This window comes from Micromonospora sp. DT15 (genome assembly GCF_049841475.1).
Classification (GTDB): Bacteria; Actinomycetota; Actinomycetes; order Mycobacteriales; family Micromonosporaceae; genus Micromonospora.
Map to the genome: position 1 here is coordinate 223,418 of NZ_JBNCKJ010000013.1, position 24,282 is coordinate 247,699.

Annotated in this window: 23 protein-coding genes and 1 tRNA gene; 16 read left to right on the forward strand and 8 right to left on the reverse strand. The window is 70.7% G+C overall.

What is annotated here, in order from left to right; genetic code table 11:
* Positions 1 to 210 precede the first annotated feature (210 nt).
* A complete protein-coding gene (locus ACLQ3F_RS26730; RefSeq protein ID WP_393218615.1) occupies positions 211 to 729 on the reverse strand; it encodes a MarR family winged helix-turn-helix transcriptional regulator in 519 nt (172 codons plus the stop codon).
* Between the two features lie 99 nt (positions 730 to 828).
* Between ACLQ3F_RS26730 and ACLQ3F_RS26735 the strand changes: the two genes are divergently transcribed.
* Together ACLQ3F_RS26735 and ACLQ3F_RS26740 are read left to right on the forward strand one after the other, a co-directional pair.
* Positions 829 to 1,410 carry a YceI family protein gene (locus tag ACLQ3F_RS26735; RefSeq protein WP_357194768.1) on the forward strand — a complete coding sequence of 194 codons (582 nt, stop codon included), beginning with the start codon at positions 829 to 831 and terminating at the stop codon, positions 1,408 to 1,410.
* Positions 1,411 to 1,723: 313 nt separating this feature from the next.
* Positions 1,724 to 3,202, forward strand: a complete 1,479-nt coding sequence (locus ACLQ3F_RS26740; RefSeq protein ID WP_355004598.1) for a glutamate--cysteine ligase — start codon at positions 1,724 to 1,726, stop codon at positions 3,200 to 3,202.
* Between the two features lie 165 nt (positions 3,203 to 3,367).
* Here ACLQ3F_RS26740 and ACLQ3F_RS26745 read toward each other — a convergent pair whose 3' ends face one another.
* Positions 3,368 to 4,798: a hypothetical protein gene (locus ACLQ3F_RS26745; RefSeq protein WP_425852097.1), complete on the reverse strand. Its 1,431-nt coding sequence runs from the start codon at positions 4,796 to 4,798 to the stop codon at positions 3,368 to 3,370.
* A 123-nt stretch (positions 4,799 to 4,921) separates the two neighbouring features.
* Between ACLQ3F_RS26745 and ACLQ3F_RS26750 the strand changes: the two genes are divergently transcribed.
* Entirely contained in the window at positions 4,922 to 5,602 is a 681-nt protein-coding gene (locus ACLQ3F_RS26750) for a PASTA domain-containing protein (RefSeq protein ID WP_357194777.1), read from the forward strand.
* A 152-nt stretch (positions 5,603 to 5,754) separates the two neighbouring features.
* Positions 5,755 to 6,624, forward strand: a complete 870-nt coding sequence (locus ACLQ3F_RS26755; RefSeq protein WP_425852099.1) for a PASTA domain-containing protein — start codon at positions 5,755 to 5,757, stop codon at positions 6,622 to 6,624.
* 7 nt (positions 6,625 to 6,631) lie between these two features.
* Here the strand turns inward: ACLQ3F_RS26755 and ACLQ3F_RS26760 are convergent, their stop codons facing one another.
* Both ACLQ3F_RS26760 and ACLQ3F_RS26765 read right to left on the reverse strand, forming a co-directional pair.
* Positions 6,632 to 7,093 (reverse strand): hypothetical protein, encoded by a 462-nt coding sequence (locus ACLQ3F_RS26760; protein WP_425852100.1) that lies wholly within the window; start codon positions 7,091 to 7,093, stop codon positions 6,632 to 6,634.
* Positions 7,094 to 7,196: 103 nt separating this feature from the next.
* Positions 7,197 to 7,481 carry a hypothetical protein gene (locus ACLQ3F_RS26765; protein WP_355004603.1) on the reverse strand — a complete coding sequence of 95 codons (285 nt, stop codon included), beginning with the start codon at positions 7,479 to 7,481 and terminating at the stop codon, positions 7,197 to 7,199.
* A gap of 626 nt (positions 7,482 to 8,107) precedes the next feature.
* Between ACLQ3F_RS26765 and ACLQ3F_RS26770 the strand changes: the two genes are divergently transcribed.
* The 3 genes from ACLQ3F_RS26770 to ACLQ3F_RS26780 all read left to right on the forward strand — a co-directional run bounded on the left by ACLQ3F_RS26770 (position 8,108) and on the right by ACLQ3F_RS26780 (position 9,792).
* A complete protein-coding gene (locus ACLQ3F_RS26770; protein ID WP_091396372.1) occupies positions 8,108 to 8,989 on the forward strand; it encodes a helix-turn-helix domain-containing protein in 882 nt (293 codons plus the stop codon).
* The gene (locus ACLQ3F_RS26775; protein WP_091396369.1) at positions 8,959 to 9,180 is read left to right on the forward strand and encodes a DUF397 domain-containing protein; all 222 of its coding nucleotides are present in this window, start codon (positions 8,959 to 8,961) and stop codon (positions 9,178 to 9,180) included. The genes ACLQ3F_RS26770 and ACLQ3F_RS26775 overlap by 31 nt, the downstream gene beginning before the upstream one ends.
* 213 nt (positions 9,181 to 9,393) lie before the next feature.
* A complete protein-coding gene (locus ACLQ3F_RS26780) occupies positions 9,394 to 9,792 on the forward strand; it encodes a hypothetical protein (RefSeq protein WP_357194787.1) in 399 nt (132 codons plus the stop codon).
* Here the strand turns inward: ACLQ3F_RS26780 and ACLQ3F_RS26785 are convergent.
* Complete coding sequence (locus ACLQ3F_RS26785; RefSeq protein WP_357222289.1) at positions 9,760 to 10,359, reverse strand: hypothetical protein; 600 nt, start codon at positions 10,357 to 10,359, stop codon at positions 9,760 to 9,762. The two genes, ACLQ3F_RS26780 and ACLQ3F_RS26785, sit on opposite strands and share 33 nt — an antisense overlap.
* Before the next feature lie 216 nt (positions 10,360 to 10,575).
* Between ACLQ3F_RS26785 and ACLQ3F_RS26790 the strand changes: the two genes are divergently transcribed.
* Positions 10,576 to 12,132 (forward strand): S8 family peptidase, encoded by a 1,557-nt coding sequence (locus ACLQ3F_RS26790; protein WP_425852102.1) that lies wholly within the window; start codon positions 10,576 to 10,578, stop codon positions 12,130 to 12,132.
* A 66-nt stretch (positions 12,133 to 12,198) separates the two neighbouring features.
* Here ACLQ3F_RS26790 and ACLQ3F_RS26795 read toward each other — a convergent pair whose 3' ends face one another.
* The 3 genes from ACLQ3F_RS26795 to ACLQ3F_RS26805 all read right to left on the reverse strand — a co-directional run bounded on the left by ACLQ3F_RS26795 (position 12,199) and on the right by ACLQ3F_RS26805 (position 14,267).
* Positions 12,199 to 13,005: a WecB/TagA/CpsF family glycosyltransferase gene (locus tag ACLQ3F_RS26795; RefSeq protein WP_425852103.1), complete on the reverse strand. Its 807-nt coding sequence runs from the start codon at positions 13,003 to 13,005 to the stop codon at positions 12,199 to 12,201.
* Entirely contained in the window at positions 13,002 to 14,117 is a 1,116-nt protein-coding gene (locus tag ACLQ3F_RS26800; RefSeq protein WP_238687678.1) for an NAD-dependent epimerase/dehydratase family protein, read from the reverse strand. Before ACLQ3F_RS26800 ends, ACLQ3F_RS26795 begins: the two co-directional genes overlap by 4 nt.
* A 64-nt stretch (positions 14,118 to 14,181) precedes the next feature.
* Positions 14,182 to 14,267: transfer RNA gene (locus ACLQ3F_RS26805), tRNA-Leu, on the reverse strand.
* A 206-nt stretch (positions 14,268 to 14,473) separates the two neighbouring features.
* Here ACLQ3F_RS26805 and ACLQ3F_RS26810 point away from each other — a divergent pair.
* The 8 genes from ACLQ3F_RS26810 to ACLQ3F_RS26845 all read left to right on the forward strand — a co-directional run bounded on the left by ACLQ3F_RS26810 (position 14,474) and on the right by ACLQ3F_RS26845 (position 24,240).
* On the forward strand, positions 14,474 to 15,262 hold the full coding sequence (locus ACLQ3F_RS26810; protein WP_007454122.1) for an FhaA domain-containing protein: 789 nt from the start codon (positions 14,474 to 14,476) through the stop codon (positions 15,260 to 15,262).
* A 6-nt stretch (positions 15,263 to 15,268) separates the two neighbouring features.
* Complete coding sequence (locus ACLQ3F_RS26815; protein WP_355004608.1) at positions 15,269 to 15,754, forward strand: FHA domain-containing protein FhaB/FipA; 486 nt, start codon at positions 15,269 to 15,271, stop codon at positions 15,752 to 15,754.
* Positions 15,751 to 17,226, forward strand: coding sequence for a protein phosphatase 2C domain-containing protein (locus ACLQ3F_RS26820; RefSeq protein ID WP_425852105.1), 1,476 nt, complete (start codon positions 15,751 to 15,753; stop codon positions 17,224 to 17,226). The genes ACLQ3F_RS26815 and ACLQ3F_RS26820 overlap by 4 nt, the downstream gene beginning before the upstream one ends.
* Before the next feature lie 30 nt (positions 17,227 to 17,256).
* A complete protein-coding gene (locus ACLQ3F_RS26825; RefSeq protein ID WP_355495355.1) occupies positions 17,257 to 18,750 on the forward strand; it encodes an FtsW/RodA/SpoVE family cell cycle protein in 1,494 nt (497 codons plus the stop codon).
* Positions 18,747 to 20,252, forward strand: coding sequence for a peptidoglycan D,D-transpeptidase FtsI family protein (locus ACLQ3F_RS26830; protein WP_425852107.1), 1,506 nt, complete (start codon positions 18,747 to 18,749; stop codon positions 20,250 to 20,252). The genes ACLQ3F_RS26825 and ACLQ3F_RS26830 overlap by 4 nt, the downstream gene beginning before the upstream one ends.
* Position 20,253: 1 nt before the next feature.
* Positions 20,254 to 21,663 (forward strand): protein kinase domain-containing protein, encoded by a 1,410-nt coding sequence (locus ACLQ3F_RS26835; protein ID WP_425852109.1) that lies wholly within the window; start codon positions 20,254 to 20,256, stop codon positions 21,661 to 21,663.
* Entirely contained in the window at positions 21,660 to 23,477 is a 1,818-nt protein-coding gene (gene pknB, locus ACLQ3F_RS26840) for a Stk1 family PASTA domain-containing Ser/Thr kinase (protein WP_425852111.1), read from the forward strand. Before ACLQ3F_RS26835 ends, pknB begins: the two co-directional genes overlap by 4 nt.
* 67 nt (positions 23,478 to 23,544) lie before the next feature.
* The gene (locus tag ACLQ3F_RS26845) at positions 23,545 to 24,240 is read left to right on the forward strand and encodes a SanA/YdcF family protein (protein ID WP_425852112.1); all 696 of its coding nucleotides are present in this window, start codon (positions 23,545 to 23,547) and stop codon (positions 24,238 to 24,240) included.
* Positions 24,241 to 24,282: the final 42 nt, after the last annotated feature.

Consider the following 24,282-nt stretch of genomic DNA (forward strand, 5'->3'; position numbering starts at 1 on the left):
GATCGCGACGGGAGAGTGGCGCGGGCGAAGAGCCCCCTTTGGTGCTACCCCTCGCTGATCGCCCGCGCCGTCACCCCCCGGTGATCCCCGGTGCCCGAAGCCTGCCACCGATGGGGTGGCAGAAAGTCGGCTTGGACCGAATTCTCCAGCTTGGCTGGATCAGTTCTGCCGGTCTTTCTGCCGCTGCCACCGCCCGACGGCGAGTGGTGATCAGCGCCGTCGGGTGGCGTCGTCGGTGGCGGCGGCCTGCTCCGGGCTGACGTCGTCACTGCCGGCGGTTGCGCACGGATGAGCGGCGTCACGGACGCGGCGCAACCCGTCGAGGAGTGCCACCAGCGCCTCTGGGTCGAGTTGCCCGGTGAACCACTGCTCGATCATTTGCAGGTGCCCGGGCAGCGTCTCGTTGAGGCGTTGCATCCCGGAGGCGGTGACCACCGCGTACGAGCTGCGGCGGTCGTTCGGGCAGGCCCGGCGGGTCAGCAACCCGTCGCGCTCCATCCGGTCCACGACCCGGGTCACTCCGCTTGTCGACAGGGAGGTCTGTGCGGCAAGGTCGGTCATGCGTAGTTGGTTGCCCGGCGAGCGGGCCAGTCGCGTGATGACCTCGAACTCGACCGCGGAGAGGCCGTGCTCCTCGAGTTGAGCGTTGAACCGGGCGGACAGCCCGGCGTGTGCCTCGAAGAGCAGGCCGACGGCGGTGATCCGGGGATCGTCGAAGACGTTGGTCACCCGTTCATCATACCAGTGCTTGACACGGGGAATATTGTTGCGGTTATAGTTGCTCAGGCAGTCGTTGGGCTATTAAACAATCCCCTGGAGGACAGCAGCATGACCAGCAGCATCGAGACGGTTACCCGCGACTGGGACGGCCTCACCATCCCGACGGCCGGCACCTACGCGCTCGACGTGGCGCACAAGCGGGTCGGCTTCGTTGCCCGGCACATGATGGTGAGCAAGGTTCGCGGTGAGTTCAACGACGCGACCGCCACCATCACCGTCGCCGAGGACCCGCTGCAGTCGTCGGTCGTCGCCACCATTCAGGCCGCCAGCGTCGACACCACCCAGGCCGACCGGGACGCGCACCTGCGCAGCCCCGAGTTCCTGGACGCCGAGAAGTTCCCGACGCTCGAGTTCCGCAGCACCGGGGTCAAGTCCCGTAGCGGCAGCGAGTTCGTGCTCACCGGTGAGCTGACCATCAAGGACGTCACCCGTCCGGTCGAGCTGGAGGTGGAGTTCGAGGGTGTCGGCCGCAGCCCGTTCGGCCAGGACATCTTCGGCTTCTCCGCGAGCACCGAGATCGACCGCGAGGAGTTCGGCCTGACCTGGAACGTCGCCCTGGAGACCGGGGGCGTGCTGGTCAGCCGCAAGATCAAGATTGAGATCGAGGGCGAGGCCGTACGCCAGGCCTGATCCCCGGGGATCGCCGGAGGGCCAGGGGAATCCTCCCGGCGATCCGGTACGCAGGGCCCGCGCCGCACGTCGGCGCGGGCCCTGCGTCGTTCCCACTGGCGGTGGTAATTGTCACGGGTTGTTCTCACCGCTTTCGGGTCCACTCGGTCGACCACGGGGTACAGATGGCGCCACGAGCGCGTCCGCCCCGGTCGACGTCGGATCACCGCCGTCGGCCTCTGGCCCCGGTCAGGTGGGCGCTCTTACCGTGGATGCTTCACAAAGCGCTTCCGGGACGGGATGATCCCGACCGCGCCGGCCGTCGGGAGGACACATGGGCAGGGACGTCTCAGAGGGCGCCTTCACCCGGGATGATCGCGTCCGATATCGGCAGAAGGTGCGGCGGTGCCTGGACGTCTTCGCCCTGATGCTGGACGACTTCGGCTTCGACGCCGACCGGCCGATGACGGGTCTGGAGATCGAGCTCAACCTGGTCGACTCGGCCGCCGAGCCGGCGATGCGCAACGAGGAGATCCTCGCCGACATCGCGGACCCCCTCTTCCAGACCGAGTTGGGGCAGTTCAACCTGGAACTGAACGCCGAACCCCGACTCATCGAGGGCAACGGCTTCGCCGACTACGAGCACGACCTGCGCGGCAGCCTCTCCCGGGCCGACGAGCGTGCCGCCAGATCCGACGCGAAGATCGTCCTGGTCGGCATCCTGCCCACCCTCACCGAGGGGCACCTGGTCGAGGACAACCTCTCCACCAACGAGCGTTACCGGGTGCTCAACGACCAGATCGTCGGCGCCCGGGGCGAGGACATCGAGCTGGACATCCGTGGCGTCGAGCAGTTGCGCACGCACACCGACTCGATCGCCCCCGAGGCCGCCTGCACGAGCCTCCAGTTCCACCTCCAGGTCGCCCCGGACAGCTTCGCCGACTACTGGAACGCGTCCCAGGCCATCGCGGGTGTGCAGGTGGCGGTCGGTGCGAACAGCCCCTTCCTGTACGGCCGCCAACTGTGGGCCGAAACGCGGATCGCCCTGTTCCAGCAGGCCACCGACACCCGTCCCGACGAGCTGAAGGCCCAGGGCGTACGGCCGCGGGTGTGGTTCGGCGAACGATGGATCACCTCGATCTTCGACCTGTTCGAGGAGAACGTCCGGTACTTCCCGCCGCTGCTGCCGATCTGCGAGGACGAGGACCCGGTGGAGGTCCTGCACGCTGGCGGTGTGCCACAGCTCGGGGAGTTGCGGCTGCACAACGGCACGGTCTACCGGTGGAACCGTCCCGTCTACGACATCATGAACGGCCGACCCCATCTGCGGGTGGAGAACCGGGTGCTGCCGGCCGGCCCGACCGTGGTGGACATGTTGGCCAACGCGGCCTTCTACTTCGGGCTGGTACGCGGCCTGGCCGAGGCCGACCGCCCGATCTGGAGCCAACTCACCTTCAGCTCCGCCGAGGAGAACTTCCACGCCGCCGCCCGACGTGGCCTCGACGCCGTGCTGCACTGGCCCGGGCTCGGCGACGTGCCGGTCACCAAGCTGGTCCTGGACCAGCTACTGCCCACCGCCGCCACCGGCCTGGACGGGTTCGGCGTCGCCCCGGCGCAGCGGGACCGGCTGCTCGACATCATCGAGCAGCGCTGCCGTACCGGCCGCAACGGCGCCGTCTGGCAGACCGAGGCGGTCTGGGCGGCGGAGCGGCGCCACGGCATGGACCGGCCTGCCGCGCTGCACCACATGGTCCAGCGCTACGCCGAACTCCAGCGCACCAACGAACCCGTCCACACCTGGCCAACCACCTAACCCCCTGCACCCCCGCACCCACCCCCACCCCCCTCGAAGGCGCGTTGATCATGAAGTTGTTGCCATGACACGCCGAGCGAGTTGGCAATAACTTCATGATCAACAGGGTGAGGGCGGGCTGGGGCGGCCGGGCTGGGGCGGCCGGGCTGGGGCGGCCGGGTGGGGTTAGTCGATGGTGGGGCGGCGGGCTGCGCGGGTGCGGCGGCTGCTCGGGGCCGTGTCCTTCGTCGTGGCTTCGGTGGGAGGGGTCGGATCCGAGCGGTCGGGATCCGTACGCGGAGCGGGCACCTGCGGTGCGGCGGTGGCTTCGCCCGGCAGCGAGCCCGTCCTGGGCATCTGCGACGGCACGCTGACTTTCCTGCGGCGCCCCGTGGTGCCAACCGTCGAGGCCGAGGCTCCGGCAGTTGACGCAGTGGGTTCGGCCGTCGCGCCGGAGACCGGCGGCGCGGGCTCGGTCCCGGTCACCGGGGCCGGGTCGGTCACCGTGTCCCGAGGCACAGCACTCGGCCGGGCCGGGCGGCTCTGTTCGGCCGGGCGGTTCCGTTCGCTGCGCTCGCCGAGGCGGGCGGCCAGCACCGAGCCGCCGATACCGGCGATCACCGCGTACGGGGCGATCAGTTGGGTGGACAGCTGCGCGGGGCCCAGCGTCGACCAGTGCGGCAGGGTGGTCAGGTACGCGAGCGCGACGAGCACCGGGCCCGCCGCGCCGGAGGCCGCCGCACCCACGCGGTGTCCGCCCGAGCGGGCGGACCGCCGAGCGGCCAGTACGCCGATCAGCAGCGCGGGCACCAGTGCCAGCAGCGCACCGGGCCAGTAGATCTGGCCCCCGATCCAGTACCGGGCGTGGTCCGGGTCGAACTGCCAGGTACCGAGCTGCGCGCCGGTCAGCCCTCGTCCGACGCGTACCCCGTCGATGACGGAGATCACCGCGAGCAGCCAGAGCCAGGCGGCCGTCGCTGTCACGTTGATCGCGGCGGCTCGGGAGCGAAGCGCCCAGATCGCGACGAGTACGCCGATCAGGATGCCCAGCGTCGCCTGTACGGCGGCCGTGCGTTGCGGGGCGCCGGTGTCCGCGCCGGTCGCGACCCGTGCGGGTACCGCGATCAACAGGACGGTGACCAGACCGCCCAGCCCGGCGCCAAGCGCCACAGCCACCCGGCGCAGCAGGCCGCCCCGGTCGTTGACCGGCGTGTCGGCCGCCGTTGGTGGCGTGCCCGCCCCCTCCGGGCGGGCGGTGTCGACGACCGGTGAAGGCCCGTCGACCGGGCTGTCGTGCTCCGGCCGCCGTTCGTCGAGCTGCAGGCCCTCCTGAGGGGCAGCACCGTCTGGCGAGGTTTCCGGAAGGGTCACTGTCTTCGCCGGGGCGTTGCGTTGGTGAAGCCGCTGCGCGCAGACCGCGCCGAGGACCGTCGAACTGGCGGCGAGCCAGGTGGCCCAGGCGAGGCCGTCCGCCCAGGCTGTGTCGGTCGCACCGGCATCGGTGGGCGTCCAGGTGATGACGCCGAGCCCGTAGCCGAAGCCCAGTTGTGCGGCACCCGCGCCGGCAGCGACCCCGATCGCCGTCGCGATCGATACTCCCCAGCCCTGTCTGGCCATGCCGGGCAGCGTAACGTCCCGTCGTCGGCGCGGCGAGTCGCAGAGACCCGCCGGTGTGGACCGCCGGTGCGGGCGGGTTGGGCGGCGGGCGGTACGGTCGCCGGTGATGAGGCGGTGGGCGTTATGACGGACACGAACACGGGCCAGCAGAATGCCGCCGGTGGCGGTGCGGGCCGGGCCAGCGTTGTGCTCGGCGGTGGGTTGGCAGCGGTGCTGCTCGCCGCCGTGGGTGCGACCGGCGGCTGGTTGCTCGCCGGTGAGGACGACGCATCCTCTGGTGACCCGCTGGCCGTTGCGACCACGGCTGGCGCGTCGACCACCCGGCCCACCGCACCCCGGCCGAGCAGCGGCCGACCGACACCGTCGGCGGTCCAGACCTCCGCCGCCCCGACCAAGGCAGCCGGCCTGACCGTGCCGCCGGTGATCGGCACCGACTTCGAGCAGGCCCGGGAGGCGCTGCGCAAGCAGCGGCTCGGTTGGCGGCTGGTCTTCGGTGGCGGCGTCGGCCGTACGGTCGAGAGCACCACACCGGACGTGGGCACCGAGGTCGCCCGGGGGACGACTGTGCAACTACAGGTTGCCGGGCCGGCGCCGGCCGCCGAGGTGCCGGACGTTGTCGGCGAGAGTTGCGCCGACGCCGCCGACGAGTTGGTCGACGAGGGCCTCTACCCGCGCTACCTCAGCGGACGTACTGGAAAGGTCAGCCGGCAGGAGCCCGCCGAGGACGGCCCGGCCCGGTGGAACGACCAGGTCAGCATCTGGTGTGGCTCCGACGGCCAGCCGACCCCGAAACCCACTCCCTGATTCCAGGCCGGCGGGTTCGCGCCTCGTACCGCGTCCTGTCTCGCCGACAGCCGGCGCGGCTCGGCACGCTGATCCCCACCGATGGCGGTGTGGGCGACTAGGTTGGCGGTCGAGGGCCATGACGCCCGTCCGGGTTCGGGAAAGGACGTGCGATGAGCGACGACCGCCAGGAGCCTCCCGCCGACGAGCACGACGACGACCGGACCCGACCCCTGCCCTCCGCCGCTGATCGGCCGGCCCCGACCGGGCCCGCCGCCGACGGACCGGACGAGACGGCACCGATCGACCGGACCGTCCCGGCTCGTCCCGATCCTTCGCCCGACCAGACAATGCCGATCGACCGGTCCGCCGGCACCCGGCCGGGCCCGCCGGCCGACGAGACAATGCCGATCGACCGGTCTGCCGGCACCCGGCCGGGCCCGCCGGCCGACCGGACGGCGCCGATACCGCCGGCCTGGTCCGGCCGGGCCGAGGTGCGCTCGCCCCGACCAGATGACGCCGGCGGTGAGTGGTACGTCGAGGAGCAGGGTGGTCGGCGGTGGTGGTCGCCGATCCTCTGGGGCGTACTGGCGCTGCTGCTCGCCGGCCTGCTCGGGGGCGCGCTCTGGGTGGTGCTCGCCCAGCAGGACGACGACCGGGACGATCGCGGGCCCACCCCGTCGCCTCCGCCGACCAGTGCCCCCAGCGCCCTGCCGACCAGCGCAGCCCCCACGTCGGCGGCGCCCACCAGTGAGTCGCCGAGCAGCTCGCCGACCACGGAAGCGCCGGACGAGCTGCCGGTGCCACCGCTCGCCGGCCTGCCGCAGGCCACCGCCGAAGGGCTGTTGGCTCGGCTCGGTCTGACCTACCGGGTGGTGTACCGCCCGTCGGAGTTGCCACCCGGGACCGTGGTGGGCACCGAGCCGGACGCCGGCACGTCGGTGTCCACCGACGACGAGGTGTTGTTGATCATCTCCCAGGCTCAGCCCTCGACCGGGGCGAGCCCGACCACACCGAGCCCCACTGTGACGAGCACGTCGTGACCGCTGGTCACCACATCCGGCGGCGGGTGCCGACGAGGCCGATGCCGGCCAGCGAGATGGCGAGGCCGAAGATGCCGGACCAGAAGAGGGAATGGCGGATGTCCGTGGCGCTGTGCCCAGCCGGAGCGGCCTCGGTGAGTTCCTGACGGCCGTCGGACTGGCCGCCGGCACCCAGCCCGGACACCGGCCCGGTCCGGTCGGTACCACCAGCCTGGTCGGCCGGGGAGTCGGTGTCGGTTTCGGTCCAGCCGGGTTTCTCGTAGACCGACTGACCGTCGCCCGTCGGCGGGTCGGAGTCGAGCACGGTGATCTCCGGTGCGGGCACCGGTGCGGTCAGCCGGGTGGACGACATAGCCGGGTCGCGGGCGAGGACCAGGAGTGTCGCCATCGCCCCGAGGAGGGCGAGGAGTCCGAAGGCATAGGCGATAAGAGAGCGGTGGTGCCGCCGCAGGGCGGGCTGATTGACCATGACCATCCCAGGGTCAGGGTCCTGGACGAGCGGGTGGAACGTGCCGGGGTGGGCGTACCGATTCTATGGCGATGGCACGCCCACCGGCGGCGGTTCGGGTCGGTCAGCCCACCCGGAGCGGGGTACGCGCGACCGGGCGGCGGGCCCGCACGGTGTGCGGACGGGGTTCGGGGGCGGCCTGCAGTTGCTGCAACCCTTCCCGCTGGACGAAGATCGACCGTCGGGTGACAGCGTCACCCGCGGTGTTCAACTCGTAGCCGTCGAGCCACAGCCAGCCGTCATAGGTCGGCCAGTCGAGGACCCGGATCACCCGGAACTTGATCGGCCTGAGGAACTGGACACTCGCCGCGCGTGTCACATGCAGTACGTCACCGGTGCGGGGAAGCACATGGGCTCCTGGGGAGGATCGGCCGGCGATTGCGCCGGCGGTGCCTGAACGGGGGACGTCTCGGCCGGTGACGGGGTCGTGCCTCGTGAACCGGTGGTGCGGATGGCAGTGGTCGGGCCGTACCCCGCTGGTGACGTGCCGTCACCCGACCACCACCCGGTTGCTTCCGGGAACGCGCCCGCCGCCGCAGCTTGCCGGCTTGCAGCGGCGGGGTCCTTACCCCGGAGCAGGTCGCGTTGTCGTCGGCCGGGCCCGCGTCGTGCCCGGTTTCCCCGAAGCGGTGGGGTCACCACTCCGAGGGACCGAACGGAGACGCTGAGTGATCCGTGCCATACGGACAGAGTGCATCAGGGACGTGCTTCATGCAAGTTGCACGTCGACTTTTGCCGATACGTGAGCGTGTCGCGCGAAAGGCCTATTGAAGCCATCCGCGTCCGGGCGGCAGACTGGGGATCGGTTTCGCCCGTCGCGGCCGGCCGAGGACCGGCACCACCCCCTTCGTCGCGAACGCTCGCCGGTCGACGGTCGCGCCCCCGGCGGGTGTCACCCAGTGGCGCGTTACCGGAGGTAGCCCGAGTGGGGTCGAGCAGCCAGCGGCGGAGACCAGTGACTCACGGGGTTGCGCGATGAGTGAGCGGCGCAGTCCCACCATCAGACGGCGGCGGCTCGGGGCCGAGCTGCGTCGCCAGCGGGAGTCCGCCGGAATCACCATCGAGGTGGTCGCCGAACAGTTGGAATGCTCGGCGTCCAAGGTCTCCCGGATCGAGACCGGGCACACCACGGCCACCCCACGCGACGTGCGGGACATGCTGCGGATCTACGGCGTCGTGGGCGCCGAGAGCGACGAGCTCGTGCAGATCGCCCGGGAGGCCCGCCAGAAGGGCTGGTGGCACCCCTACAGCACCGTGCTCGTCGGCGCGTACGTCGGGCTGGAGGCGGCGGCCAGTTCGATCCGGGCGTACGAACAGCAGGTCGTTCCGGGTCTTCTGGAGACCGAGGAGTACGCCGGAGCCATGATCCGTGCCGCTCGGCCGGACTTCACCGCCGATCAGGTGCATCAAAGAGTGCGTGTCCGTTTGGGCCGTCAGTCGTTATTGACCCAGGACGATCCGGTCGATCTGTGGGTGGTGCTCGATGAGGCGGTGGTAAGTCGGCCGGTGGGCGGGGACGAGGTGATGCGCGGTCAACTCAAGCGGTTGGTCGAGGTGGCCGAGTTGCCGAACGTGACGCTGCAGATCCTGCCCTTCGAGGTGGGTGCGCATGCGGGCATGGACGGCACGTTCACGATCCTCAGCTTCCCTGAGCCCGGTGATCCGGATGTTGTGTACGCGGAGAACGCCACGGGTGGGCTTTTCCTCGAGAAGAGCGACGAACTACAGAAGTACAGCTTCATCTTCGATCACATCCGCGCTGCGGCCATACGTCCGGAGGAGTCCGTCGCACACATCGCAAAACTGGCAGAGGAGCCGTTGTGGAAATGGCGACCAAAGGGTTCCCCGTGGACCTGACGCAGGCAGCATGGTTCAAGAGCTCGAAGAGCGGGCCGAACTGTGACAACTGCGTGGAGGTGGCGTACGTGACGGGGGCGGTCGGAGTGCGGGACTCGAAGGACAAGGCGGGCCCCGCCCTGGTCTTCGCACCGGGTGACTGGCACTCCTTCGTTGCCGGCACCAGGGGTGGTGTGTTCGGCGCGGTCTGACCGACTGGTCAGTGGAGTCCCCGTCTGGTTCGCCGGACGGGGACTCCGCCGTGTCCGCGGTAGGCGCGACTGACTGCCGCGTCGCTGCAGGAGTCGGCCAGGTTCCGTCGGGATTCCCGTCGCCAGAGCGTCCCCGTCTCGTTGAACCGGTCGGTACGGCGCTGGTCGACGACCCGCCGCACCGACCCGCAACCGAGCGAGTAGGCGAGACGGATGACGACGATCGGTTCAGACAACCTCACCACCGGTCCGGCCAAGCCGGAGCGGTTCGGTGGCAAGTACCGCGGCGCTCGTCGAGACACGGTTCTGACCGAGGTGGTCTCGACCGACCAGGAGTTGAGCGGGCGGGAGGGTGCTTCTGAGACGACGGATCCTCCGCTGTCGCTGCCCTCACTGGACCCGAACCCGCTGATCGAGCCGTCGTTCCCGCCGGCGGGCTGGCCGATCGAGCCGCCCGAGTCCCTGGCGGACCACCCGTTGCTGCGTGGGCTGCTGATGGAGTTGCCGCCGAAGGGCACAGTGCCCTCGCAGGACTGGCTGGATCGCTGGTTCGAGGCGACCAGGTCGATCCTGGAACTGCTATACGTGCAGAGCGCCAGCCGCCCGCGTTGACCCTGCGACGGCGGGCTGGGCCCGCTCCGCGAGGCGGTTGTGGCGTAGCGCGTGCCGGACCCCGATGGCGATCACCGCAAGCGCGCCCACGGTGATCGCCGGCCCGGTGACGCCGGGGTCGGCCCCGAGGTCGGCGCCGGCGGCGGCGATCAACGCCGGCACGGTGGCCAGGGCGGTGACCTGTAGCGGCAGCCCGACGAGCGGGTGGGCCGCGGCGGCGCGTAGCCCGTGCGGCGCGGGGGTGGCGGGGGCACTGGCGAACGCGCCCGCGCCGGCCCACAGCCGGCGGATCCGTCGTACCGAGCAGACCGTCGCCACGAGCGCCGGGCCGGCGGCCAGTGTGAGCCCGGCGGCGGCCCGGTCGATCGGAGCGGTGCCGGCGCTGAACAGCCCGCCGCCGAGCACTGCGGCGGTGAGCGCCACGCCGGTGAGGGCCAGCACCAGCAACCATCCGGTACGCCGACGCAGCATGCGGGTGTTGCGCAGCCGGGGAAGGCCGTCGGCAACGACGCCGGCGGCCAGCCAGACGGCGGCGACCGGGAGCAGGATGCTGAGCTGACTCTCCATGTTCGAGAGTCTTTCCCGAATCCGGGCGGAGCGAATCCGGGCGTGTCCCCCGTTCGCCCCGGACGCCGGGCCCGTAGGGGGTCATCACTCGAAGGTATGGCCGTTTCGACATGTTCAACTGCCCGACGGCTGACTTACCCTCAGCTAGATCGGCAAGTGTCGATTGATGTTGGGACCGGTGGTCACGTTCCACCGCCGGTCAGAGGGAGGTAGGAAATGGGTCTTCCACGAAGGTCCGTACTGATCGGGGTGGCCGCGGCGACCGTGCTGGCCGTCGGTACCCCAGCCCTGGCCGCCGAACCCGTGGGTGTGGTTCGGGCCGCCGGCGGAGCCACCGCCGTGCCGGACAGCTACATCGTCGTACTCAAGGACAGCGCCGTGGCCCGGGACCGGGTCGGCGACACGGCGAAGCGGCTCTCCGGCCGCCACGGCGGCACGGTGGCCCGTACCTACGGCGCGGCGTTGCGCGGCTTCGAGGTCAAGGTGAGCGCCAGCGCGGCGGCCCGGATCGCGGCCGACCCGGCCGTGGCGTACGTCGAGCAGAACCACACCGTCTCGATCTCCGGCACGCAGGCCAACCCGCCCTCCTGGGGCCTCGACCGGATCGACCAGCGCAACCTGCCGTTGGACAGCTCCTACACCTACCCGAACACGGCGAGCAACGTGCACGCCTACATCATCGACACCGGCATCAAGTTCTCGCACAACGACTTCGGCGGCCGGGCCACCTCCGGCTACGACGCGGTGGACGGCGGGTCGGCCGACGACTGCAACGGGCACGGCACGCACGTGGCCGGCACCGTCGGCGGATCCGCGTACGGGGTGGCCAAGGGCGTCCAGCTCGTCGGCGTACGGGTGCTGAACTGCTCCGGCAGTGGCACCAACGCCGGTGTGATCGGCGGCGTCGACTGGGTCACCGCGAACGCGATCAAGCCGGCGGTGGCGAACATGAGCCTCGGCGGCGGCGCGAACACCTCGCTGGACAACGCCGTCCGCAACTCGATCGCCTCGGGCGTCACGTACGGCCTGGCGGCCGGCAACGACAGCGGCGCGAACGCCTGCAACACCTCACCGGCGCGCACCACGGAAGCCATCACTGTGGGCTCGACGACCAGCACGGACGCCCGCTCGTCGTTCTCCAACATCGGCACCTGCCTGGACATCTTCGCGCCCGGCTCGTCGATCACCTCGGCCTGGTACACCAGCAACACCGCCACCAACACGATCAGCGGCACCTCGATGGCCACCCCGCACGTGGTCGGAGCTGCGGCCCTGGTGGCCAGCGCCAACCCGAGCTGGACCCCGGCTCAGGTCCGCAACCAACTGGTGGCCAACGCCACGCCCAACGTGGTGAGCAACCCCGGCTCGGGCTCGCCGAACCTGCTGCTCTACGTGGGCACCGGCAGCACCCCGCCGCCGCCCACCGGCTGCACCGGCACCAACGGCACCGACGTGTCGATCCCGGACGCCGGCTCGGCGGTGACCAGCTCGATCACCATCTCCGGCTGCGGTCGCAACGCCTCCTCGGCCTCCACAGTGGCGGTGAACATCGTGCACACCTACCGCGGTGACCTGGTCATCGACCTGCTCGCCCCGGACGGCAGCTCGTACCGGCTGAAGAACAGCAGCACCTCGGACAGCGCCGACAACGTGAACGCCACGTACACGGTCAACGTGTCCGGTGAGGCCGCCGACGGCATCTGGCGACTCCAGGTGCGCGACACCTACTCGGCCGACACCGGCTACATCAACACCTGGACCCTGACCGTCTGATCGGGTTCTGACGACCAAGGCCCCACCCGGCACGCCGGGTGGGGCCTTGCGTCGTACGGATCAAGCTCAGACCGAGAAGGTGGCCGGCCGCTCGGTGGCCGGGGCCGGCGGGCGGGCCTTCCACAGGCCGATCTTCTGTGCGGCGAGCCTGCTCAGGTAGGCCGGGTTGAGGATGACGTAGCGGCGCCAGAGCCGCTTCGGCTCCAGACCGAGGCGCCAGAACCACTCAAGGCCGACGCGCTGCATCCACGGCGGGGGCCGGCGCAGCAGCCCGGCGTGGTAGTCGAAGGCCGCGCCGACCGCCATCAGCGGCATGTCGAGCAGCGGCCGCATGGCGTACGTGAAGACCTCCTGGCGCGGGCAGCCGAGCCCGACCAGCACCAACCGGGCGCCACTGGACCGGATCCGGTCGGCGATCTCGGCGTCCTCACCGGGTTGGACGGCACGGAACTTGGACGGCTCCACCCCGGCGATCTTCAGCGCCGGGAACATCTGCTCCAGGGCCGGGATCAACCGGGCGAGGGTCTCCTCGGTCGAGCCGTACAGGTAGACCGGTAGCCCCTCGTCGGCGAAGCGCGACAACACGTGCAGGGTCAGGGTCGGCCCGTACACCCGGTCGCTGAGCCCCGCGTGGTGCAGCAGGTTGAGCGCCCACCGCACGGGCTGCCCGTCCGGCGTCACCACGTCGAAGGAGTTGAGCCGCGCGTTGTGCGCCGGATCGAGCACCCCGGTCATCACACCGTGCACTGCCAACGCGGTCAGCGCGAGGGGACGCCGTTCGTGTGCCGCGGTCACCACCGCGTCGGTCGCCGTGGCGTAGTCGGTGGCGTCGACCAGGACGCCGAGCACGTTCCGCTTCGTCCGGGCGCTCACGGCTGGGCCACCCACTTGTCCACGTTGGCCTCGTAGATCTCCCGCAGGATCATCGGCACGTCGTAGGTGATCTTCCAGTCCGGATACTGCGCCTCGAACCGGGCCATGCTGCTCACGTACCACTGGTGGTCGCCGGTGCGGTTCTGCTCGACGTAGTTGATCTGCGCCTCGCGGCCGGTGATCTCCTCCGCGATCCGGAACGCCTCGATGTGCGAGGTGTTGGAGTGCCGGCCGCCACCGAGGTTGTAGACCTCCGCGGAACGCGGGGCCCGGAAGAACGCCTCGAACGCGGTCAGCACGTCGTGCGAGTGGATCGCGTCCCGGACCATCTTGCCCTTGTAGCCGAAGAGGTTGTACGTCCGGCCCTCCATGACGCAGCGCATCAGATAGGCCAGGAACCCGTGCAGCTCGGCGGCGGAGTGCGCCGGGCCGGTCAGCGTGCCGCCCCGGAAGCAGGCGGTCTTCATGTCGAAGTAGCGCCCGTACTCCTGGACCATCACGTCCGCGGCGACCTTGGAGGCGCCGAAGACCGAGTGCAGCGAGTGGTCGATCGACATCTCTTCGGTGATGCCCTGGTACCAGCGGTGGTCCTCGGGCAGCTCGTACCGGGTCTCCAACTCGATGAGCGGCAGGCTGTTGGGCCGGTCGCCGTACACCTTGTTCGTCGAGCAGTGGATGAACGGCGCGTCGATCGCGTGCCGGCGGGTGTTCTCCAGGATGTTGAGCGTGCCGCCGGCGTTCACGTCGAAGTCCGTGTACGGCTCCTTGGCTGCCCAGTCATGGCTCGGCTGGGCAGCGCTGTGGATCACCACTGCGATGTCCGAGCCGTACTTCTTGAACACCTGCTCCAGGCCGTCCCGGTCCCGGATGTCCACCGCGAAGTGGGTGTACGCGTTACCCAGGTCACGGCCGAGCCGTTCCAGGCTCCACGAGGTGGAGCCGTCCTCGCCGAAGAAGTACCGGCGCATGTCGTTGTCGATGCCGACGACGTCCAGACCGAGGCCGGCGAAATGCCGGACCGCTTCGGAGCCGATCAGACCACCCGACCCTGTCACCAACGCGACACTCACACGCCACTCCTGGTCCATCGGAGGCAGAATCCATCGGAGCATAGCGTGACGTCCAGCACACCCCGATATGACGGAAGGGCCCCGCATAAAGCGGAGCCCTCGTCGGTGGTGGGGATGGGGGGAGTTGAACCCCCACGCCCTTTCGGGCACACGGACCTGAACCGTGCGCGTCTGCCATTCCGCCACATCCCCGTGGCACAACCCGGAACACTCTAGCCGCCCGGCCCCGCTGTCTCCAACGGGCCTCGGGAATACTACGCTGTCCCTGACGCTCGCCACGAACGATTACCGTTCGTGGCGGACGAAAGATTAGCACGACAATCCCGGCCCTTCCGAACGGGTCGAGAGCAGCCGGCCGAGCGGCGTGTGAGCTGCGCGCGCGCCGGCCGGATACCATCATGTCCTCGGGACCCGAGGAGGAGCCGGTGAGCGTGCTGCAACGCTTCGAGAAGCGTCTGGAAGGCCTGGTAGAAGGGGCCTTCGCCAAGGTCTTCAAAGGGGTGGTCCACCCCGTGGAGATCCTCAACGCCATGCAGCGGGAGGCCGAGGCGCACAAGGCGATCCTGGCCGGTGGGCGCACGTTGGTGCCCAACCGCTACGTGATCGATCTCTCGCCGTTCGACCACAGTCGGCTGGCGCCGTACGCCGCCGCGCTGGCCCAGGAGTTGGCCCAGTCGCAGGCGGAGTTCATCGGCGAGCAGGCGTGGACGGTCTACGGCGACGTGATCGTCGAGATCGAGCGAGGCGAGGGCCTGGACACGGGCATGTTCCGTGTCACGGCCGAGGTCTACACCGGCGGCGAGGTCGCCCCGGTGTCGGCGCCCGGCTACGACGCCGGCCCGCCCGCCTACCCCGCGTACGACCAGGGCGGTGGCTACGGCCCGCCGCCCGGGCACGGTGGCGGTCGCAACGTGCGGCTGGTCTCCGGCGACGGTCGCACCTACCCCCTTCAGATGGGGTCGACGGTGATCGGTCGCGGCGATCAGGCCAACCTGCGTCTGCCCGACGTCGGCATCTCCCGGCGACACGCCCGGCTGGATTTCGACGGGGGCCAGGTCGTGCTGACCGACCTGGGTTCGACCAACGGCACCATGGTGAACGGGCAGCGGGTCTCCGCCGTCGCGCTCAATCCCGGTGACATGGTCCAGCTCGGGACGACGACGCTGACCTTCCGCGTGGACGGCTGACCCGCCTTGCCGGAACTGGTCATCACCGTTGCCCGGTTCGGGTTCCTGATCCTGCTGTGGATCTTCGTGTTCACGGTGGTCGGGGTGATCCGTAGGGACCTCTTCGCGGGCGCCCGGTCCGGTCGTCTGGTGGCCGCGCCACGCGCGGTGGGCGCCTCGACGGGGCAGGGGGCCAAGCCAGCGAAGGTGAAACGGGGCAGAGCGGCGCACCAACTGGTAGTGACGGCCGGTCAGCTGGCCGGCACCAAAATCACTCTCGGGGAAGCGCAGATCACCATCGGTCGGGCTGAGGACTCCACCCTGGTCATCACCGACGACTACGCCTCCGCGCGACACGCCCGGCTCATGCCGCGTGAGGGGCAGTGGTACGTCGAGGACCTCGGCTCGACTAACGGCACGTACCTCGATCGCGCTAAGGTCTCCGGACCAACCCCCGTCCCCCTCGGCGTGCCGATCCGGATCGGCCGCACTTCCCTCGAATTACGGCCATGACTCTGACCCTGCGCTATGCGGCCCACAGCGACCGCGGTCTGATCCGAGACGGCAATCAAGACTCCGTCTACGCCGGGCCGCGGTTACTCGCCGTTGCCGACGGCATGGGCGGTATGGCCGCCGGTGACGTCGCCAGCAACATCGTCATCGGTGCCATGGCGCCGCTCGACGAGGACGTCCCAGGGGACGCTCTCGTCGACGCGTTGCGTTCGGCAGTGGGCACCGCCAACCAACAACTCCGCGACACAGTGGACGCCAACCCGCAGTTGGAGGGGATGGGCACCACGCTGACGGCGACCCTCTTCACCGGCAGCAAGCTGGGGATGGTCCACATTGGCGACTCGCGGGCCTACCTGCTGCGCAATGGCGAGTTCGCGCAGATCACCAAGGACGACACCTACGTCCAGATGCTGGTCGACGAAGGCCGCATCAGCGCCGAGGAGGCGAGCAGCCACCCGCAGCGGTCGCTGCTCACCCGTGCCCTCGACGGTCGGGACATCGACCCGGAATACTCGGTCCGCCAGGTCATGCCCGGCGACCGGTACCTGATCTGCAGCGACGGCCTCTCAGGTGTGGTCAGCGCCGAAACCATCGGCGAGACCCTGCGGGAGTACACCGACCCGCAGCAGTGCGTCGAGCGGCTGGTGCAGCTCGCGCTGCGCGGCGGTGGGCCGGACAACATCACGGTGATCATCGCCGACGCCACCGACCAGGACATCGTCGAGGCGACCCCGATCGTGGGCGGCGCCGCCGCCCGGGACCGGGGCATGGCGACCTCCGCCGACGACTCGACTCCGGCCGCCCGAGCGTCGGCGCTCTCCGCGCCGCGTCCGGCCGCGCCCGAGGAGCCGGCGGCCTCCGACGATGACGCCGACCGGCCGAAGCGACGCCCGGTCCGGACCGCCGCCATGGCGCTGGCCCTGCTGGTGATCGTCGGCGGTGCGTCGTTCGGCGGTTGGACGTACACCCAGCGGCAGTACTACGTGGGAGCCACCGAAGAGGGCCAGGTTGCCGTCTTCCGCGGTGTCCAGGGTCAGATCGCCGGGATGGACCTGTCCAGCGTGCACCGCCGCAGCGGCACCCGCCTGGACGACCTCACCGTCGCCGCCCAGGACACCGTCAAGGTCGGCATCCGGGCGAAGAGTGAGCCGGACGCCGAGCGTCAGCTCGCCGAGCTGACCAGCGACACGCCGAGCAACCCCAACCTGAAGCCGCTCTGCCCGCTCGACCCGACCGCCGTCGGGGTCACCACGCCGACGCCGACGCCGAGCCCACTCGGTTCGACGCCGACCCCGAACGGCAGCCCGAGCGCCAACGCGTCGCCGACCCCCAACGGGGTCGTCAGCGCAAGCCCGACCGCAGGTGCCACCACCGCTCTCGGTGCTGCCGGCGCGACCACCACACCCGACGTCACGCCCTCCGACTCGGCCCCGCCGGCGCTCGACCCGGCCGGCTGCCGGTCTCCTGAGTGAGCGTCGGCTGAGATCCTGAGGACTCCACCCGTGACCGTAGCGGCCACACCGGCACCCTCGCCCGCCACCGCGGGCGAGCAATCCGGCGTACGCCTGGCGCGGTCGCGCCGCAACGCCGAGCTGTACCTGCTGTTGCTCGCGATGGTGCTGGTGGCCGCGTACGGGGCGACCGTCGAGGCGAACCTGCTGGACACGGTCACCCCGGACTTCTGGATGCCGGCCGCCGCGCTCGGCGCGGTCTTCCTCGGCCTGCACCTGGTCATCCGGTTCCTGGCCCCGTTCGCCGACCCGGCGCTCCTGCCGGCGGTGGCCCTGCTCAACGGGCTCGGGGTGGGCTTCCTGCGCCGGATCGACCTGGGCGACGCCCCGGTGGCCGAACGCGAGAGCCTTGCCGTCTTCGCGGGGCAGGGCGGGCGTCAGCTGGCCTGGACGCTCGGTGCGGTGATCCTCGCCGCCGGCCTGCTGGCGATCATGCGCGACCACCGGTCGATCTCGCGGTACGCGTACACCCTGGGGTTGGCCGGTATCGTGCTGGTGATGATCCCGGCGGTGCTGCCGTCGAGCATCTCCGAGATCAACGGCGCGAAGCTGTGGGTCCGGGTCGGCAGCTTCTCCATCCAGCCGGGTGAGTTCGCCAAGCTGGCGCTGCTGGTCTTCTTCGCCTACTACCTGGTGCGCAAGCGTGAGGTGCTCTCGCTGGCCAGTCGGCGCTTCCTCGGCATCGACTTCCCGCGTGGCCGCGACCTCGGGCCGGTGGTCGGCGTCTGGCTGATCAGCGTCCTGGTGCTGGTCTTCGAGAAGGACCTGGGCACCTCGCTGCTCTACTTCGGCATGTTCGTGGTGACGCTCTACATCGCCACCGAACGGGTCAGCTGGCTGCTGATCGGCCTGGTCCTCTTCTTCGGCGGCGCGTACCTCGCCTACGTCCTCGGCTCGACGGTCGGCGGGCCGTTCGCCAACTTCTACGTGCGGGCGGAGATCTGGCTCGACCCGTTCGCCGACCCGACCAACAAGGGCTACCAACTCGTGCAGGGCCTGCTGGCCCTGGGCACTGGCGGGCTCTTCGGTGCCGGGCCGGGCGGCGGTCAGCCGGAGATCCTGCCCGAGGTGCAGAACGACTTCATCTTCGCCGGCATCGGTGAGGAGATCGGCCTCTTCGGCCTCTCCGCGCTGCTGGTCGTCTACCTGCTCATCGTGGAGCGCGGGCTGCGCGCCGCGCTGGCGGTACGGGACTCGTTCGGCAAGCTGCTCGCCGGCGGTCTCGCGTTCACCCTCGGCCTCCAGGTCTTCGTCATCGTCGGCGGGATCAGCAAGCTCATCCCGCTGACCGGTCAGACGACCCCGTTCCTGTCCGCCGGCGGGTCGTCGTTGATGGCCAACTGGCTGCTCATCGCGGTGCTGCTGCGGGTCTCCGACGGCGCCCGCCGACCGGTGACCGGAGGGGGCGGCGGCAAGGCGGCTCGTCCCAGCGGTGGCCCGCCCGAGCAGCTGCACGGTGCTCCCACGGAGGTGATCAAGCCGTGAACGCACCCCTGCGCCGCGTTGGCGTCGTCGTCATGGTCCTGTTCGGTCTGCTCTTCGCCAACCTCAACTGGATCCAGGCCTACAAGGCGGACGAATACCGGACCAGCGACTACAACGGTCGGGTCCAGGTCGCCGAGTACGACCGCAAGCGCGGCAACATCGAGGCTGGCGGCACGGCCCTGGCCACCAGCAAGGAGACCACCGGCAACCTGAAGTTCCGGCGCATGTATCCCAGCGGCGCCAAGTACGCCCACGTGCTCGGTTACAAGCCGGTCAACCTGGCCGACCAGGGCATCGAGCGGGCGGAGAACGACTTCCTGGCCGGCACCAGCGACCAGCTGATCGGCGACCGGTTGAAGGACATGTTCACCGGCGACGACACCGGCGGCGGCAACGTGCTGCTCTCGCTCTCCAAGCGGGCCCAGGACGTGGCGTACGACCAGCTGCGCAACAACGAGGTGGGTGCGAAGCGGGGCGCGGCGATCGCCATCGACCCGCGTACCGGTGCCGTCCAGGCGCTGGTCTCCATGCCGAGCTTCGACCCGAACCCGCTGGCCAGCCACGACACCAACGAGGCGACGGTGGCGTACAAGAAGCTGGAGCAGGACCCGGCCGAACCGCTGAAGAATCGCGCGCTCGACGAGACACTGCCGCCGGGCTCCACCTTCAAGATCGTGGTCGCCGCGGCGGCGCTCGAGAACGGCATCACCAAGTCCACCCAGATCCCGGCCGGTTCCAGCTGGACCCCGCCCACCTCGGGCACCCCGATCCGTAACGCCGCCGCCTCGATCTGCCCGGAGCCGAAGGTCACCCTGTTGGAGGCGGTCACCGAGTCGTGCAACACCGGCTTCGCGCAGCTCGGCGTGCGACTCGGAGCCGACACCATCAAGGAGAAGGCCCGGCAGTTCGGCTTCGAGCAGGAGGACCTCACCGTCGGTCATCTCGGTGAGGGCGGCCTGCCCACGGCGGCCAGTCGGACCGGCGACATCCAGAACCCGGACGGCAGCACGGACCCGGCCGCACTGGCCCAGTCCTCGATCGGCCAGAACAACGTCCGGATGACCCCGCTCGAAGGCGCCATGATCGCTGGCGCGATCGCGAACAACGGCAGCCAGATGCGGCCGTACCTGGTGCGGCAGCTGCTCGCGCCGGACCGGACCACCAGCTACTACAGCGCGAAGGCGCGGGAGCTGCGCCAGCCCGTCGAGCCGCAGGTCGCCGCCGACCTGCGCGAGATGATGGTCAGCGTGGTCCAGAACGGCACCGGCAAGAAGGCCGCGATCAACGGCTACACGGTCGGTGGCAAGACCGGCACCGCCCAGTCCGCCCCGGACCGGCCCGACCACGGCTGGTTCATCGGCTTCGCCCTGGACAAGAACGGCAACCCGGTCTCCGCTGTCTGCGTGATGCTGGAGCAGGCCGGCCCCGGTGGCAGCGCCGAGGCGGCGCGGATCGCCGGCCAGATCATGAAGGCCGCCATCGCCGACCCAGGGGGTCGCTGACATGCTCAGCCCCGGCGTGCAGCTCGGCAACCGCTACCGTCTCGACGAGCGGATCGCCAGCGGCGGCATGGGCGACGTCTGGCGCGGCACCGACCAGGTGCTCGGCCGGACGGTCGCGGTGAAGAGCCTGCTCCCCGCCCTGCTCGACGACCCGGACTTCGGCGAGCGGTTCCGTGGCGAGGCCCGGACCATGGCCACCATCAACCATCCCGGCGTGGTGGACGTCTACGACTTCGGCAACGACCAGCAGATCGCCTTCCTGGTCATGGAGTACGTCGAGGGTGACGCCCTGTCGTCCACGTTGAGCCGGGTCGGTCGCCTCACCCCGGCGCGGACGATGGCCCTCGTCGCGCAGGCAGCCGACGCGCTGCACGCCGCCCACGAGAAGGGCATCGTGCACCGCGACGTGAAGCCGGGCAACCTGCTGGTCCGGCCGAACGGCACGCTGGTGCTCACCGACTTCGGCATCGCCCGCTCCGACATGGTGGGCCAGCTCACCGCTGCCGGTTCGGTGCTCGGCACCGCCTCGTACATCTCACCGGAGCAGGCCACCGGCGGCGTGGCCACCCCGGCATCCGACGTCTACGCCCTGGGCGTCGTCGCCTACCAGTGCCTGGCCGGTCGGCGGCCGTTCGAGGGCGACAACCCCCTCGACATCGCGATGCGGCACGTCCGGGAGACGCCCCGGCCACTGCCGGCCGACATCCCTCCGCAGGTGCGCGCTCTGGTCGAACGGGCGTTGGCGAAGGATCCGGCCGCCCGCTGGCCGAGCGCCGCCGCACTCGCCGGGGTCGCCCGTCAGCTCAAGGCCGCGCTCTCCCAGCAGGCTCGGGCTGGCGCGAACTCCGGGCCGGTGTCCGCGGCGCCCGCCTCGCCGGCCGCGCCGGGTCGGGCCCAGGTGCCGCAGGCGCACCAGATGCGTCCGCCGGCCGCCCGCCCGCCGGTGGCCGGAGCGAGGCCGACCACGATCGCACCCGCCCAACAGCCACGCCCCACCGCCGTCGCGCCGGCCGTCCAGCCCGTCCGCCCGCAGGGGGCCCCGAACGGCTACCCACGCGGTGCGGCAGCGGTGCCGTCCGGGCCGCCCCGGCAGGAACACCCGCCTGCGTACGCCCGGCAGGCCGGCCCGGCGACCCCGTCACCCCAGCCCCAGCGGTCCCGGCCTGGAATGGTGCTTCTCGCCATCCTGCTGGCCGTGCTGGTCCTGCTCTGCTCTGGCGTGATTTCCTACAACCTGCGGAAGCAGTCGCAGGACGGCGCATCCGGCGAGCTTGCGCCGCGCACCGTGACGTCCGGCGCGCTACGACTCGACGGGCGCGACGATCCGACCCGGACGTCGTACCGTCGAGAGGTACGACTCCAGCCGGGCAACGGCGGGACGACGACGAGCGAAGGACGACAGACGCGATGACAGCGCAGGCCCGCCTGCTCGGTGGCAGGTACCAGGTCGGCGAGCTGCTCGGCTATGGCGGCATGGCCGAGGTGCACCGTGGTCGCGATCTCCGGCTCGGTCGGGACGTCGCGATCAAGATGCTCCGCACCGACCTCGCCCGGGACGCGACGTTCCAGATGCGGTTCCGTCGGGAGGCGCAGAACGCCGCCTCGCTCAACCACCCGGCCATCGTGGCGGTCTACGACACCGGCGAGGAGACCGCGCCGACCGGTGAGACGCTGCCGTTCATCGTCATGGAGTTCGTCAACGGGCGGACCTTGAAGGAGGTCCTCGGCGCCGAGGGGCGACTGCAACCGCGCCGTGCGCTGGAGATCTGCGCCGACATGTGCGCCGCCCTGGAGTTCAGCCACCGGCACGGGATCATCCACCGGGACATCAAGCCCGGCAACGTGATGCTCACCCAGACCGGCCAGGTCAAGGTCATGGACTTCGGCATCGCCCGGGCGTTGGCCAGCGGTGCGACCACCATGACCCAGACCAGCGCGGTCATCGGTACGGCGCAGTACCTCTCCCCGGAGCAGGCGCGCGGCGAGGCCGTCGACGCCCGCTCCGACGTGTACGCGGCCGGGTGTGTGCTCTTCGAGTTGGTCTGCGGGCACCCGCCGTTCGTCGGGGACAGCCCGGTCAGCGTCGCCTACCAGCACGTACGGGAGACTCCGCCGACGCCGAGCGACATCAACCCGGACGTTACCCCGGCGGTCGACGCGATCGTGCTCAAGGCGCTGTCGAAGAACCCGCTCAACCGCTACCAGAGCGCTGGCGAGATGCGGGCCGACCTGCTCCGCGCCGCCGCCGGCCGGCCCGTGCTGGCCACCCCGGTGCTGCGCGAGGCGGAGACGGTGGCGATGGCCCCGGCCGGCGGTGGGGGCGGCTATCCGGCTCCCGGCCGTGGGCCGCAGACCGGGCAGATCCCGGCCCGGGTGGGCGATCCTCGTCAGCGCAAGGCGTCCTCGTTCCTGATCGCGTTGTTCAGCGCGGTCGGCGTGCTGGCCGTGATCGCCCTGGTCGCCGCCCTGCTCTGGGACCAGCAGAAGGGCAACGAACTGAAGTCGGTGCCCACCCTCACCGGCAAGGCCCGGGACGTGGCGATCGCCGAGATCCAGAAGGCCGGTTTGTCACCACAGGTGGGTGACCCGGTGCTGGCAAGTGACTGCACCGAGGGCACTGTCGTTCAGCAGAACCCGCTGCCGACCACCCAGGTGAGGCAGAACGGCACGGTCACCATCCAGATCTGTGGCGGTAAGCCCGAGGTGCGCGTTCCCGCCGGGCTCAAGGGGAGCAAGCGGGAGAGCGCCATCGCCCGGCTCACCGAGGCGAAGCTCAAGTACGACGTCGTGACGGTGAACGACGAGGCGAGCCAGGACGAGGTTCTCAGCGTCGACCCGCCTGAAGGTGAGAGCGTTCCCGAAGGCACGAAGGTGAAGCTCACGGTCTCGAAGGGCAACGTCCGCGAGGTGCCGGACGTCGTCGGGTTGAGCCAGGAGGAGGCCACCCGCGTCCTCCGCAACGACGGCTTCACTGTCGTCGTGCAGAACGGGCCGGAGGTGCCTGCCGACCAGGCGGGGAAGGTCACCGACCAGAGCCCGAACGGCAAGGAGAAGAAGCCCACCGGCACGAGGGTGACCATCAAGGTGAGTCAACCCGAGCCGGAGACCGACCCGACGCCGACGACCACGCCGACGACCACGCCGACGGGCACACCGACCACTCCCGGCGGCGGGGGCGGCATCGGTCTGCCGATCCCACCTCCGCCGGGCCGGCCCCAGGACTAGGGCCTGTGTCAAAGCCCCTGGCCGGCCTGGGGCGGGCCCAGGCGACGACCGGCCCCGCGGGCATCGGATGACCGAGGCGGCAGCGTCCCCGGCCGGGGCGGTACGGCGGTGGCCTCGCCGCTTCCGCCGGCTGGCCGTCGCAGGCCTCGTCGTGCTGGTGCTCGCCAGTTCCCCGTGGCTGTGGACGACGCTCGCCGCACGGGGGCACGTGTACGCCGCCGCCGACGCGCCGGCCGTTGATGTGGTGATCGTGCTCGGCACCGAGGTGGCGGCCGATCGGCAGCGACCGGGTGACCGTCTCGCCGGCCGCCTGGACACCGCCGCCGAGCTGGTGACCAGCGGGCGGGCCACTGTCGTCCTCGTCTCGGGCGACGGCGGCGGGGCGTCCGGCGACGAGCCGGCGGTGATGACGACGTACCTCGCCGAGCGCGGCGTCGACAGGCGTCGGGTGGTGGCCGACCCGTTCGGCCTGGACACCTACGACAGCTGCGCTAGAGCGCGCGAGGTGTACGGCGTCGAGCGGGCCCTGATCGTCACCCAGTCGTACCACCTGTCCCGGGCGGTGACGCTGTGCCGGCAGCTCGGCGTCGACGTCGACGGGGTGACCGCCCGCTGCGACGGCTGCGGCGCTGCCCTGCTGGCCGAGAAGTCGGTCCGGGACTACTTCGCCAGTGGCAAGGCGGCGTGGGACGCGGTGCGCGGCCGACCGCCGGCGGTGCGTTCGCCAGCTAATTCCGCGGTCCAGGACGCGCTGCGAGGCTGACCGGGCAGGCGCGGGTCCCGACGATCCGGTGACTGGGCGCTG

Bases quoted from the DNA above. Each gene is read 5' to 3' on its own strand.
- ACLQ3F_RS26845 (WP_425852112.1), top strand. From the start codon at position 23,545: ATGACCGAGGCGGCAGCGTCCCCGGCCGGGGCGGTACGGCGGTGGCCT.
- ACLQ3F_RS26835 (WP_425852109.1), top strand. From the start codon at position 20,254: ATGCTCAGCCCCGGCGTGCAGCTCGGCAACCGCTACCGTCTCGACGAG.
- ACLQ3F_RS26760 (WP_425852100.1), bottom strand. From the start codon at position 7,093: ATGGTCAATCAGCCCGCCCTGCGGCGGCACCACCGCTCTCTTATCGCC.
- ACLQ3F_RS26735 (WP_357194768.1), top strand. From the start codon at position 829: ATGACCAGCAGCATCGAGACGGTTACCCGCGACTGGGACGGCCTCACC.
- ACLQ3F_RS26810 (WP_007454122.1), top strand. From the start codon at position 14,474: ATGTCCTCGGGACCCGAGGAGGAGCCGGTGAGCGTGCTGCAACGCTTC.
- ACLQ3F_RS26770 (WP_091396372.1), top strand. From the start codon at position 8,108: ATGAGTGAGCGGCGCAGTCCCACCATCAGACGGCGGCGGCTCGGGGCC.
- pknB (WP_425852111.1), top strand. From the start codon at position 21,660: ATGACAGCGCAGGCCCGCCTGCTCGGTGGCAGGTACCAGGTCGGCGAG.
- ACLQ3F_RS26775 (WP_091396369.1), top strand. From the start codon at position 8,959: ATGGCGACCAAAGGGTTCCCCGTGGACCTGACGCAGGCAGCATGGTTC.
- ACLQ3F_RS26750 (WP_357194777.1), top strand. From the start codon at position 4,922: ATGACGGACACGAACACGGGCCAGCAGAATGCCGCCGGTGGCGGTGCG.
- ACLQ3F_RS26820 (WP_425852105.1), top strand. From the start codon at position 15,751: ATGACTCTGACCCTGCGCTATGCGGCCCACAGCGACCGCGGTCTGATC.
- ACLQ3F_RS26785 (WP_357222289.1), bottom strand. From the start codon at position 10,359: ATGGAGAGTCAGCTCAGCATCCTGCTCCCGGTCGCCGCCGTCTGGCTG.
- ACLQ3F_RS26800 (WP_238687678.1), bottom strand. From the start codon at position 14,117: ATGCTCCGATGGATTCTGCCTCCGATGGACCAGGAGTGGCGTGTGAGT.
- ACLQ3F_RS26745 (WP_425852097.1), bottom strand. From the start codon at position 4,798: ATGGCCAGACAGGGCTGGGGAGTATCGATCGCGACGGCGATCGGGGTC.
- ACLQ3F_RS26790 (WP_425852102.1), top strand. From the start codon at position 10,576: ATGGGTCTTCCACGAAGGTCCGTACTGATCGGGGTGGCCGCGGCGACC.
- ACLQ3F_RS26755 (WP_425852099.1), top strand. From the start codon at position 5,755: ATGAGCGACGACCGCCAGGAGCCTCCCGCCGACGAGCACGACGACGAC.
- ACLQ3F_RS26780 (WP_357194787.1), top strand. From the start codon at position 9,394: ATGACGACGATCGGTTCAGACAACCTCACCACCGGTCCGGCCAAGCCG.
- ACLQ3F_RS26740 (WP_355004598.1), top strand. From the start codon at position 1,724: ATGGGCAGGGACGTCTCAGAGGGCGCCTTCACCCGGGATGATCGCGTC.